Raw genomic sequence first — 12,232 nt, 5'->3', positions numbered from 1 at the left:
ATCCATGAAAAAGACCAACGCCACCATTTTAGTTATTGACGACCAAGAAGACATTCTTTTCACGGCGAAAATGCTTTTGAAAAAACATTTTGAGACGATTTACACCTTAAGTAATCCCAAAAATGTAGTCCAAATCTTAGCAGAAACCGAAATTGATTTGGTTTTACTAGACATGAATTACCGCATTGGTTTTGAAGATGGAAGAGAAGGTTTGTATTTTTTAAAAGAAATTAAAAAACTTTCGCCCAACACAATTGTAATTTTAATGACCGCTTTTGGAAAAGTGGAAACTGCAGTTGAAGGATTGAAAAGTGGTGCTTCCGATTATATTTTAAAACCTTGGGACAACGAAATATTAGTAGAAACGATTAAAAAAGGCGTTGCTGCATCTCGGAAAAACAAAAAGAACACTTCTATAAATGAACCCAGTTTGGCGTATTTTATTGGAACATCGCAATCCATCGAAAAAGCATATTCTTTAGCTAATAAAGTGGCAAAAACGGATGCCAATGTTTTAATTCTAGGAGAAAATGGTACTGGAAAATATGTTTTAGCACGTTACATTCATGAACATTCAGAACGTAAAAACAACGAGTTCATTCATGTTGATTTGGGTTCTTTGAATGCAAATATCTTTGAAAGTGAATTATTCGGTTATGCAAAAGGAGCATTTACGGACGCGAAAGTGGATACCATTGGAAAATTTGAAACCGCTCAAAATGGGACGATTTTTCTGGATGAAATAGGAAATGTACCACTTCACTTGCAATCCAAATTACTGCAAGTCATCCAAACGAAAACCGTAACACGTTTAGGCGAAACCAAACCTCGCAAGATTGACGTTCGGATTATTACGGCAACCAACTTAGATTTAAAAGAAGAAGTGAATGCCAAAAACTTCCGCGAAGATTTGTATTATCGCATCAACACGATGGAAATTACGTTACCCGCTTTACGCGAACGGATGGAAGATAAAGTTCCGTTGGCACATTTTTTATTAGAGAAAATGATTGCAAAATACGAACGAAATACCATTGTTTTTGATGAAAAAGCGTTGACTCAAATAGAAAACCACGCTTGGAATGGAAACATTCGAGAAATGGAAAACCGCATAGAACGTGCCGTTATTCTTTGTGAAAACAACATTATAAAAACTGCTGATTTGGATTTAGAAACCATCACAAAATTTGAAAATCCGGATGAGTTTCAGCTTTCGGATATTGAAAAAGTAGCGATTGAAAAAGTTTTGGTCAAGAACGAAAATAACATCAGTAAATCTGCCGATGAGTTGGGTTTATCCCGAGCTTCCTTGTATAGAAGAATCGAAAAATACAATATTCAAACTTCTTAAATGTTAGCAAATTTCAAAATATACAATCAAATTTTTATGCGAATAATCCTAATTCTTTTAGGTTTCGCCGCTGTGTTTTATTTGGCAGAAAAAAGTTTGATTTACACTTCCATTTTCGTTGCATTTGTTGTTGTATTGTTTATCATCGAATTGTATTTTTATCTAAAAAATGCTTTTTTATTTTATGACAAAACCATTAATGCAATTTTAAACAAAGATTTTTCTGCTGATTTTTCGAAACACAAATCGTTTCAAAATTACCGTCGATTGTTTCAGTTGTATAACTCTTTGAAGGAAAAAGAAAACGAACAAGTTTCAAAAGACATTATATATCGTTCTATTTTAAACAACATCGAAACGGGTATTTTAATTTTGCAAAAAGAAGAAAGTGATTGGTCTATTTTCTTGATGAACGATTGTTTTTCAAAGCAATTTGAAGTACCAAAAGTTTCCAAGTGGCATTATTTAAAAAATCAATTGCCATCGCTTTGTTTATTAATTGAGGAGCAAAATTTCAATGAAATTAAAACGACATTGCAAATTAGAGTCAACCAGCAAGAAATGCAAACTTTTGTCATGCAATCCTCGCGAACTAAAACGCATAACCAAGAATACTATGTGGTTTTACTGGATTCCATTCAAAAAGTAATTGACAAAAAAGAAAAAGAAGCTTGGATCAATTTGATGAAAGTCATTTCGCATGAATTATTGAATTCATTGACGCCAATTCGTTCGCTTTCGCAAAATTTAAAAGAATTAGTAGGTCAAGAATCGTTGAGTTCAGAAGATTTGCAGGACATAAAAGACAGCGTTATTACGATGCATAACAGAAGTAATCATTTGCAAGAATTTGTAGAAAGCTATCGAAAATTAGCAATGTTACCGACGCCAAAAAAAGAAAAAATAGAACTTTCGACGTTGATTGAAAATTGCGTTCAAATTATGAAACCGCTTTTCAAAAAGGAAAAGATTGAAGTGAAGAATACGATTGATTTTAACCGCTGGATTTCGGTAGATTCCAATCAAATGGAGCAAGTTTTTATCAATTTATTGACCAATAGTTTATTTGCTTTAGCAGAAAAAGAAAAGAAGGAAATCACGATAAGTGCCGAATTAAAAGAGAAGCGACTCTATATCATCATCACTGACAATGGCACCGGAATTGAACCAGAAATTGAGGATAAAATTTTACTTCCGTTTTTTACTACTAGAACTGGTGGAGCAGGAATTGGATTGACTTTATCCAAAAACATTATTGAAGCACACGGTGGTTATTTGGCTTTTAAAAGTGATGAGAAAAATACGCAGTTTACGGTTTGCTTGGTGGAATAAAATTGTATAAATTTAATTGTTCATAAAATACAAGCCATGGGACTTACAATTCATTACAGCGGAAAATTAAAATCAGCATCACAATTATACGAATTGATTGATGAGGCACGAGATATTGCAATCGGAAATGAATGGGATTATGATGTTTTTCATGAAAAATATCAAAACGATACGTTTTCTAGTGGACTTGATTTAGAAAAACTATATGGAATTATAATTACTCCTAAAGATTTCGAACCGTTGAGTTTTACGTTTTTGTCTGATGGAAGAATGTGCGGTATTCAAAATTTCAACTTACTTGCAATGGAGGAGTATATTGCTACAAATCATGTATTCAGCATATCAATTAACACCCTTGATTTAGGCGTTGAAATCCATAAACAGTTGATTGTAGTCTTAGATTATATTTCTAAAAAATATATTCAAGAATTTAAGTGTTTGGACGAAGGTCAATATTGGGAAACTAGAAATGAAGCATTGCTAAAAGAAATTTATAATGAAAATGAAAATTATCTTTCACGTTTTAAAAATTTGCTAGAATCCGTGCCTCAAAAAGATGATGAAAGTAACGAGGATTATGTTTATCAGCTTGCCAATTTAATGCATAAAGAAAATCATAAATCAAACGAAGACTTACCCAAATTATCTATAGAAGATGAATTTAAACTTATTGAATTAAAGAACGAAATTGAAGCTGAAATGACTTTAGAGGAAGAAATACCCCTTGAATTTCAAGACATCGAATTTCTTCTGGACCCAGATTTGATTGAAGAGGAATACCAAAAAGCGGAAAAGAAGACTATTTATGAAATCATTGGAAAGCCTGACTTTAAAAAAGCTGAAGACTTGACTCCAGAAGAATTAGAAAAGGAATTAAAAAGATTTTTAAAAATTTTAAGAAAAATATATATTGAAATAGAAATGTGGTTTGATTATGAGAATGAAAATGTTTTATTCTATAACTTTATCACTCAAGAAATATTTCAAAAAGAAATTGCGGAACGCTTTCTAAGTATTTATCCACATGAATATATTTATGAAAATTATTATCCCAATCATCCTGAAGAACTTCATGCTGTTAGTTTTGATTTCTGGAAAAGTTTTCTACATGCAAATAGGCTCTTTTATGATCAATTTGAATTAAGAAATGTAGAAAATGCAGAAGAAGTTACCGCATTTAGAGAAATCTATCCAAACTTTAGAGAGATAAAAATCACCGTTAATGAGGTGGTTTACGATTTAGAAGCAGCAATCGCCCAAACTTTTGTTTTTGTTGAATTTGAAGGAATTAAAAGTAATGGTGACAAAGTATATTATAAAGATGAATCTGTTTTAGAATTAACTTATAATGAAACTTATAATCTTTGGAGCGTGATTAAAATGAGTTTACCAAAATAGGAACGGTTTTATAAAATTCCATATCTTGGTTCCCAAAAATGTTTTTCAAAATCAATTATTTGATTATCCACAATTATTATCCCTTCATTTTCTAATAATTGCTGCATCAAGTTCGTTCCATCGAAATGTTGTTTTCCGGTCAGCAACCCTTTTCTATTTACTACTCGATGGGCTGGAATATCCTCCTGATTATGAGAAGCATTCATTGCCCAACCTACCATTCTAGCCGACTGTGCAGATCCCAGACATTTTGCAATTGCACCGTAAGACGTCACTTTTCCTTCGGGAATTTGTCTCGCAATTTCATAAACGCGTTCAAAAAAAGAAGTTTCTTCAGACATAATGTAATTTTAAGTCCAATAATGATTGATAATATTTGCTAAAGTAATTACAGATACTAATCCGGTGATTGAACCAATAATATAGTTCATATTTTTGAGTAAAAATTCGGTTTTACCTTCTAATTTTTTAAAAAAAGCAATATAACAATAGAACGCAAATAATGCTCCCAAACCGGAACCTAGTACAAAACTGTACACGAAACTTTTTTCAAAAGAAAAGTAATCGTAAGACGCTAATGTGACGCTGACGAATACATAAAATGGAATTGGAAAAAAATTCAAAGACGAAAGTAGCATTCCCAAAAAGAATCGACTTTTTTTACTTTTGAGCTGTAAATCATTCTTCTTTCGCTTGATTTTTTTTGAAGTTAAAAAGAAATAAAAAGTCAGTCCTGTAAAAATCACCAATCCCACTTCTCGAAGCAAAAGCACCACAGAGGGCGTTTTATCAATAAATTTTGCAAAAACAACTGCGAGAAAAGTTTGTAATAAAACTATAACAACCGCCCCACTCGCAAAAACAATTGCCCGAATTCTACCCTCTTCGATACTCACTTTTGCCGCAGTCATATTAATTAGACCCGGAGGCGTAATTCCAATTGCAGAAGTGAGAAATCCTAAGAAAATCGGCAAGGCAAAAGTCATTATTTTTTAATTTTGAACCTAATATACGTAATTGCTTTGTTAATTTCGAGATATTGTTTCTCATAAAAAGTTTGAATGGCCGTCACGATGTCCGGACTTCCTTCGTTTTTATACACGTTATGGTTGGCATATAAAACCTCGTGACCCTCGCCATGCAACAAACCAAGCGTATAACCGTGCATAAATTCGCTATCGGTTTTCAAGTTTACCACACCGTCTGGTTTCAATACTTTTTTATACAATTGTAGAAATTCAGAATTGGTCATTCTGTGTTTGGTACGTTTGTATTTTATTTGTGGATCGGGAAAAGTAATCCAGATTTCGTCGATTTCATTTTCGGCAAAAATGTAGTCTAGTAACTCTATTTGAGTACGAATAAACGCCACATTATGCATTCCAGTATCAACAGCAATTTTGGCACCACGCCAGAAACGAGCTCCTTTTACGTCAATTCCAATAAAATTTCGATTTGGATAACGTTCTGCTAAACCCACAGAGTATTCGCCTTTACCACAACCTAATTCTACAATAATTGGATTGTCATTTTTGAAAAAATCACTATTCCATTTGCCTTTCATCGCAAAATCACCTGAAGTTACTTCTTCACGAGTAGGTTGAAATACATTTTCAAATGTTTCGTTCTCCTTAAATCTTTTTAACTTATTTTTACTTCCCACGATACTAATTAATATTTTGGTAAAATTAAGGAAATATATCAAACTTTAAATAGTTTTACCTTGCAAGTGTCTAAATTTAAAAGTGGGTACTTAATCTTTTAGATACTTTCATAAAAATCCGCTTTTCATTTAAAAAAGTAAAAATTGGAAATACAACGCAAAAACATTTTGGTAGCACCTTTAAATTGGGGTTTAGGTCACGCGACACGATGCATTCCGATAATTAAAAAATTACAAGAATTGGGCTTCACACCCATAATTGCATCCGATGGCGAAGCTTTGCAATTGTTGAAATTAGAATTTCCACATTTGAAATTTTTAAAACTTCCTTCCTATACTATTACGTATCCAAAAAAAGGTAAAAACTTTCGGTGGAAAATGGTTCAGAATATTCCCAATATGATTCTAGCCATGCGTAAAGAACGAGAATTAGTTAAAAAGTGGATTGCAGAATTTAAACTACATGGAATCATCTCAGACAATCGATTGGGTGTTTACAGTCCTAAAGTTCCAAGTGCTTTTATAACCCATCAGTTGAATGTTTTAACAGGCTCAACTACTTTTTTTTCAACCAAAATTCATCAAAAAATAATAAATAAATTTACCGAATGTTGGGTTCCAGATGTTGCTGACGAACAGAATCTTTCTGGAAAATTAGGCCATTTAAATTTAACAGACTTAAAAATCAAATATATTGGACCTTTAAGTCGCTTTCGCAAAACAGACACTGCGATAAAATATGATTTATTGGTTTTACTTTCTGGACCAGAACCTCAACGAACGATTTTGGAAGAAAAATTAATCTTAGAATTAAAAAATTATGCTGGAAAAGTAATTTTTGTAAAAGGAAAAATGGAACAGAAACAAGAATTTTCTCAAGTAGAAAATATCTTATTTTATAATTTCATGCAAAGTGGTGAGTTAGAAAAAACAATAAACGAAAGTGAATTAGTTCTTTGTCGTTCAGGTTATACAACAATTATGGATTTAGCAAAACTTGGCAAGAAAGCATTTTTCATTCCCACACCTGGACAATTTGAGCAGGAATACTTAGCAGAAAAATTTCAGAAAGAAGGATTGATTCCTTTTTGTAATCAAGAGGATTTTTCAATAGAAAAGTTGAATGAAGTTCAAAATCATAAGGGATTATCCAACTTCAAAGGGGAAGTGAATTGGCAACAATTATTTAGCCTTTTCGAGCGTGAATGAAAATTCTGAACCTACGTTAATCTCGCTTTGTACTAGAATTTTTCCGTTGTGAGCTTCGATAATGTGTTTCACAATAGAAAGTCCTAATCCAGAGCCACCTTCCGTTCGAGCGCCACTTTTATCGACACGGTAAAAACGTTCGAAAAGTCGGGGAATATTTTGTTTTTCAATTCCCTCACCGTTGTCCTTAACACGAACAATTACTTTGCCGTTCGCTAAAACATCAAAACCCACCTCTACAAAACCGTTTTCTTTTCCATACTTAATGGAATTTACGACGAGATTGGTTATCACTTGCTGAATTTTTTCGCGGTCGCCAGAAACTAAAATCGCTTTAGAATATTTATTGTCAAAAGACAGAATAATATTCTTTTTTTCGGCTTTCATTTCAAGTAAATCAAATACATTTTGTGCCACTTGAACGATATTAAACTTTTCAAAACTCAGATTTAAATCACCCATTTCGAGTTTAGAAATCATGTCAAGATCTTTAACAATATAAACCAATCGCTCCACACCTTTTTCGGCACGTTCCAAATATTTTTTACGAAGTGTTTTGTCTTTCATGGCGCCATCAAGCAAAGTCAAAATGTAACCTTGAACAGTGAATAGCGGTGTTTTTAATTCGTGAGAAACATTTCCTAAAAACTCTCTACGGTACTCTTCTCGAACTTTTAAGGTTTCAATTTCCATCTTTTTATCGGTGGCAAATTTCTTAACTTCTCGTGTCAAAGTTGCCATATCAGTAGTTATGGGTTGGTTGATTATAGTACTAGATTCTAAAAACGATACATCATCATAAATCTTTTTAACACGACGATAAATGAAGAACTCCACACGGTATTGAATAACAATAAATGAAGAAATGTACAAAGAAAAAGCAAAGGCAATTAAGAATGAGGTTAAGTCCTCTTGGTTCGGGTGAAATATGTAATGGCTTAAAAAACCGACAAAACCAACACCAAATATTGTAATATATAAGGCTGACTTGAAGGCAAATTTATAAGTGCGTTTAAAACTTATACTCATTTTACAAAAATTAAACTGTTTCTTTTGAAAAGAAAAAAGTAATTGTATTTTCTTTCAAAATAGGTTAAGTAGTGCTGATTAAATTTCAAATTTATAACCCACTCCTTTAATTGTTTTGAACAATTCTTCACCTATTTTTTCACGTAATTTTCTGATATGCACATCAATGGTTCTCCCGCCAACAATTACTTCGTTACCCCAAACTTTATCTAGAATTTCTTCTCTCTTAAAAACTTTTCCTGGTTTAGAAGCCAATAAGTAAAACAATTCAAACTCTTTTCTTGGCAAGATAATTTCTGCACCGTCTTTTACAATTTTATATTCTTCCCTGTTGATTTCGATGCCGCCAACATTTAAAGTTTCTGAGTTTTGCTCTACATTTTTCAAACGTCTCAACAAGGCTTTCACTTTACTCACTAACAATTTTGGCTTGATTGGTTTTGCAATATAATCGTCAGCACCTGCATCAAAACCAGCAACTTGTGAGTAATCTTCGCTTCTTGCAGTTAAAAAAGTAATGATGGTATGACTCAATTCTGGAATTTTTCGAATATTTTCGCAAGCTTCCATACCGTCCATTTCAGGCATCATCACATCCATTATAATAAGTTGTGGAAGTTCTTTTTTGGCTTTTGTAATTGCTTCTTTCCCGTTTTTCGCAGTTACAATTTGGTAACCTTCCTGAGACAGATTATAACCAATGATTTCAAGAATATCTTGTTCATCATCTACCAGTAAAATTTTAATATCTTTTTTCTTCATGATGCGAAAATAGTTTTTTTCTGTTGTAAATATAAAGATAATAAAGAACGTTTTAATGTTCTTAACCGTAATTTAATCTCTTAACAATTACGTAATAATTAAAATACTTAATGGTAATAAGCAGGTAACACCACCTTTACAACACAGCCTTTTCTTTGCATAAAATTATAACAATAAAATAAAATGAAATTTAAATTTCTATTTCTATTTATCGCTTTCCTATTTTGCACATTCGGGTTCTCTCAAAATAAAGGAAAAGTTTCTGGATTAATTACTGATGCAGACCTAAACAACGAGGCAATGCCTTTTGTCAATGTAATGATTAAAGGAACAACAATTGGCAATGCAACTGACATGGACGGGAAATATGAACTTTCCGCTGATGCTGGAAATCATATTTTAATAGTTAGTTTTGTTGGTTATGAAACAGTCGAAATTCCTTTTGAAATTACTGCGAATCAAACAACAATAATCAACAAAGCAATTGGTTCAGGTAGTGTTAAACTAGAAGATATTGTCATTCAATCAAGAGCAAATAGAGCAAATGAAACGGTATTATTGATGCAGCAAAGAGATGCAATTGAAATCAAACAGAATATTGGTGCTCAAGAATTGTCCAGAAAAGGGGTTAGTGATGTGGCAACAGCCGTGACAAAAACGACAGGAATCACCAAACAAGAAGGAAGTGGAACTATTTATGTGAGAGGTTTGGGTGATCGATACAATTCTACAACAATGAATGGATTACCAATTCCGTCCAATGATCCTGAAAGAAAAAACATTTCACTAGGAATTTTTTCAACTGATATTGTGGAATACATTTCGATTGATAAAGTATATGGTGCAGCAATGTATGGAGATTTTGCCGGAGGAAATGTAGATATTATTTCTAAAGACTTTAAAGCTAAAAGTATGCTGGAATTTGAAATAGGTTCCTCTATAAATACAAATGCAGTTTCAGAAGATAATTTCATGTTGCAACAAGGTCCAAGTAAATCTGGATTTTCTAATTCAGATATTCCTAATAATCCATTGAACACGTTTAGTTTTAAAAACAGTCTGGTTCCTGAGAAAGTGGTTCCCTTTTCTGGAAATATAGCTATTAGAGGTGGAAAATCTTTTGATATTGGCGAACAAGGAAAACTAAATTTATTTGCAACGGCAGGTTTTGAAAATGGATATACTTATAAAGAAGGAATCAATAGATCGGTAAATGCACAAGAGGCTAATTTGAAATCCTTCGACCAGAAAACATATTCCTACAACACAAGTTCTACGGGAATGTTTAATGCGGGATATCGCTTTAATCAGAATAATAAAATAAGCTATAATTTTCTTTATGTAAACTCCTCTTCACAAGTAAATGATGAATACAAAGGCTTTATACGGGATATTGCTGAAAATAATAATGGATTGATTAGAAGAGGAACTTACACTCAAAATCAATTGATGGTTAATCAGTTATTGGGTGCACATAAAATAAACGATAGATTAGAATTTAACTGGGGAACTTCTTTCAACAAAATTGAAAGTCAAATGCCAGATAGAACTCAAAACACGCTTTGGTTTAATGAAGCTGAAAACGGCTATAACTTTGCAGTAAATACTACTACAGATAACCACAGGTATTACCAAAGCTTAAGCGAAGATGAATTTGCAGTAAACGTTTCTGGAGCTTACAAATTCATGAAAGACGCTAGTGACTCGTTTAAAGGAAAATTGACTCTTGGATACAACGGAAGGTTTAAGAAAAGAGATTTTGAAGCTACTCAATTCAACTTCAATATTGCCAATAATCAATCTACTACGGTAGTTGATCCATATAATTTAGATGCTTTTTTTAATGGTGCTAACTTTAATAACGGTTTTTTCACAATTGAAACATTTAGTGGAAATAACATTAAGCCTCAGACTTATAATGGGGAACAAAATATTCATGCCGCATTTGGTCTTGTAGAATATAAATTGTCGCCAAAGCTTACAACAGTTATAGGTTTAAGAGCCGAAAGAATTTTTCAAGATGTAGCATGGAAAACGCAAATTGATAACTCAGGAACTAATGAGTCTTTTGAGAGAAACGAGTTTCTGCCAAGCCTTTTATTGAAATATGAAGTGAATAATAAACAAAACATTCGTTTAGCAGCTAGTAAAACGTATACACTACCCCAATTTAAAGAAAGAGCATTATTCGTTTACGAAGATGTTACAGAAGTGAAAGTGGGTAATCCATTTTTATATCCATCAGAAGATTATAATTTAGATTTAAAATATGAGTTTTTTCCTGAAAACGATGAGTTGATTTCGTTTACTGTATTTGGTAAATATATTCTTAACCCGATAAATGAAATTACGTTGGCTTCTTCTACAAATGATATTTCATTTATTAACACTGGAGATTCAGGTCAAGCATTTGGAGTTGAATTTGAAATCAGAAAAAATATATTTAAACTTGGAGCAGAAGACACCAATAAACTTTCTGCTGGATTCAATGCTTCTTATATGAAAACTGATCAAGAATTGGATTCTGAAAAGGTGCGAGACGAAACCAATTACAACATCAACCTAACTGATACAAAGGCAGCATTTACTGGAGCCTCCGATTTATTATTGAACGGTGATCTTTCATTCTTAAAAGAATGGAAAGAAAGCGAAGCCAGCTTGATGACAACAGTAGCTTACTCTTATTTTTCTGATCGAATTTATGCCCTAGGAACTGAAACAAAAGGAAATTTGGTTGATAAAGCAGTAGGCACATTAGATTTAATTGTACGATCTAAAATCAATAAAAGCTTGGGATTGAACTTTGCTGCAAAAAATCTTTTGGATCCAAAAATAGAACGAACTCAAGAAAACACTTCTAAAGACGTGACCGTTTTATCTTATAAAAAAGGATTGTTCCTTAGCTTGGGATTGACGTATCAGTTTTAATACTTATAATTACGGATTGTTTCTGTTGTCCGAAAAGACTGCATTATTAGAAAACTTTCATGAGTATTTAGAATAGGTTTTAGTCTTTGGATGTTCCAAGAATTTTATTATCCTCATCTCAAGCAATATACAACTTACTTACTTACAAAACAAATTATTATAATTAAGAAGCCATCCATCTGGCTTCTTTTTTTTGATAAAAATGTTCTGTAAAGTTTGTTGTTGCTATTTTTTTCAGGTTTTTCATCGAGGTATGTGTTGATTTAACCCACCTTGTAAACAGTACGCGGTTTGAATACAAAAATGAATGAAGTGGATGCTGTTTTGAAACAAATTGAGGAATGATATTAGATAGGGCATAAATTTTATTTACAACTGCCGTGACATTCCTCAAATAGAAGAAGTACTTGAATAACGCTATACTAGATTATAGTTGAGAGCTGTTTTGTTAAAGACAATTTCATTTTTTACGATTAAGTTATTCGAAATTGATTAACGATTTGTTTACAAAAAGGAAAACGGATAATAACAATAGAATCACATTAGCTTAACGCAAAAAA

At 32.4% G+C, this 12,232-nt stretch carries 10 protein-coding genes; 5 read left to right on the top strand and 5 right to left on the bottom strand.

Features of this window, described 5'->3' with window-relative positions; translation table 11 throughout:
- Positions 1 to 4 precede the first annotated feature (4 nt).
- From ACQ5J2_RS06490 to ACQ5J2_RS06480, 3 genes are read left to right on the top strand one after another with little or no spacing between them, the layout of a single operon-like run.
- The gene (locus ACQ5J2_RS06490) at positions 5 to 1,351 is read left to right on the top strand and encodes a sigma-54-dependent transcriptional regulator (RefSeq protein WP_432672920.1); all 1,347 of its coding nucleotides are present in this window, start codon (positions 5 to 7) and stop codon (positions 1,349 to 1,351) included.
- Positions 1,352 to 1,387: 36 nt separating this feature from the next.
- Positions 1,388 to 2,683 (top strand): sensor histidine kinase, encoded by a 1,296-nt coding sequence (locus tag ACQ5J2_RS06485; protein ID WP_432672919.1) that lies wholly within the window; start codon positions 1,388 to 1,390, stop codon positions 2,681 to 2,683.
- A gap of 36 nt (positions 2,684 to 2,719) precedes the next feature.
- Entirely contained in the window at positions 2,720 to 4,081 is a 1,362-nt protein-coding gene (locus ACQ5J2_RS06480) for a hypothetical protein (RefSeq protein ID WP_432672918.1), read from the top strand.
- 8 nt (positions 4,082 to 4,089) lie between these two features.
- Here ACQ5J2_RS06480 and ACQ5J2_RS06475 read toward each other — a convergent pair whose 3' ends face one another.
- Genes ACQ5J2_RS06475 through trmB form a run of 3 tightly spaced genes read right to left on the bottom strand, consistent with a single transcriptional unit; the run spans position 4,090 to position 5,744 of the window.
- On the bottom strand, positions 4,090 to 4,422 hold the full coding sequence (locus tag ACQ5J2_RS06475) for an MGMT family protein (protein ID WP_432672917.1): 333 nt from the start codon (positions 4,420 to 4,422) through the stop codon (positions 4,090 to 4,092).
- Between the two features lie 9 nt (positions 4,423 to 4,431).
- Positions 4,432 to 5,067, bottom strand: coding sequence for a LysE family transporter (locus tag ACQ5J2_RS06470; RefSeq protein WP_432672916.1), 636 nt, complete (start codon positions 5,065 to 5,067; stop codon positions 4,432 to 4,434).
- Positions 5,067 to 5,744 (bottom strand): tRNA (guanosine(46)-N7)-methyltransferase TrmB, encoded by a 678-nt coding sequence (trmB, locus tag ACQ5J2_RS06465; RefSeq protein ID WP_432673276.1) that lies wholly within the window; start codon positions 5,742 to 5,744, stop codon positions 5,067 to 5,069. The genes ACQ5J2_RS06470 and trmB overlap by 1 nt, the downstream gene beginning before the upstream one ends.
- A 144-nt stretch (positions 5,745 to 5,888) precedes the next feature.
- On the opposite strand from trmB, the gene ACQ5J2_RS06460 reads away from it, so the two are divergent.
- The gene (locus tag ACQ5J2_RS06460) at positions 5,889 to 6,953 is read left to right on the top strand and encodes a glycosyltransferase (RefSeq protein WP_432672915.1); all 1,065 of its coding nucleotides are present in this window, start codon (positions 5,889 to 5,891) and stop codon (positions 6,951 to 6,953) included.
- Here the strand turns inward: ACQ5J2_RS06460 and ACQ5J2_RS06455 are convergent.
- Both ACQ5J2_RS06455 and ACQ5J2_RS06450 read right to left on the bottom strand, forming a co-directional pair.
- Positions 6,927 to 7,982: a sensor histidine kinase gene (locus tag ACQ5J2_RS06455; RefSeq protein WP_432672914.1), complete on the bottom strand. Its 1,056-nt coding sequence runs from the start codon at positions 7,980 to 7,982 to the stop codon at positions 6,927 to 6,929. The two genes, ACQ5J2_RS06460 and ACQ5J2_RS06455, sit on opposite strands and share 27 nt — an antisense overlap.
- Before the next feature lie 78 nt (positions 7,983 to 8,060).
- A complete protein-coding gene (locus ACQ5J2_RS06450; protein WP_432672913.1) occupies positions 8,061 to 8,744 on the bottom strand; it encodes a response regulator transcription factor in 684 nt (227 codons plus the stop codon).
- Between the two features lie 183 nt (positions 8,745 to 8,927).
- Here ACQ5J2_RS06450 and ACQ5J2_RS06445 point away from each other — a divergent pair, with 183 nt between their 5' ends.
- On the top strand, positions 8,928 to 11,672 hold the full coding sequence (locus ACQ5J2_RS06445; RefSeq protein WP_432672912.1) for a TonB-dependent receptor domain-containing protein: 2,745 nt from the start codon (positions 8,928 to 8,930) through the stop codon (positions 11,670 to 11,672).
- The last annotated feature ends 560 nt before the right edge of the window (positions 11,673 to 12,232 follow it).

The organism is Flavobacterium sp. SM2513 (assembly GCF_050908145.1).
Taxonomy (GTDB): domain Bacteria; phylum Bacteroidota; class Bacteroidia; order Flavobacteriales; family Flavobacteriaceae; genus Flavobacterium.
The sequence above is the reverse complement of the archived record's forward strand: the minus strand, read 5'-3'. Positions and strand labels throughout refer to the sequence as shown.

Excerpts from the sequence above, each read along its gene's own strand:
- ACQ5J2_RS06485 (WP_432672919.1), top strand. The coding sequence starts at position 1,388 with ATGCGAATAATCCTAATTCTTTTAGGTTTCGCCGCTGTGTTTTATTTG.
- ACQ5J2_RS06470 (WP_432672916.1), bottom strand. The coding sequence starts at position 5,067 with ATGACTTTTGCCTTGCCGATTTTCTTAGGATTTCTCACTTCTGCAATT.
- ACQ5J2_RS06445 (WP_432672912.1), top strand. The coding sequence starts at position 8,928 with ATGAAATTTAAATTTCTATTTCTATTTATCGCTTTCCTATTTTGCACA.
- ACQ5J2_RS06455 (WP_432672914.1), bottom strand. The coding sequence starts at position 7,982 with ATGAGTATAAGTTTTAAACGCACTTATAAATTTGCCTTCAAGTCAGCC.
- ACQ5J2_RS06480 (WP_432672918.1), top strand. The coding sequence starts at position 2,720 with ATGGGACTTACAATTCATTACAGCGGAAAATTAAAATCAGCATCACAA.
- ACQ5J2_RS06450 (WP_432672913.1), bottom strand. The coding sequence starts at position 8,744 with ATGAAGAAAAAAGATATTAAAATTTTACTGGTAGATGATGAACAAGAT.
- ACQ5J2_RS06475 (WP_432672917.1), bottom strand. The coding sequence starts at position 4,422 with ATGTCTGAAGAAACTTCTTTTTTTGAACGCGTTTATGAAATTGCGAGA.
- ACQ5J2_RS06490 (WP_432672920.1), top strand. The coding sequence starts at position 5 with ATGAAAAAGACCAACGCCACCATTTTAGTTATTGACGACCAAGAAGAC.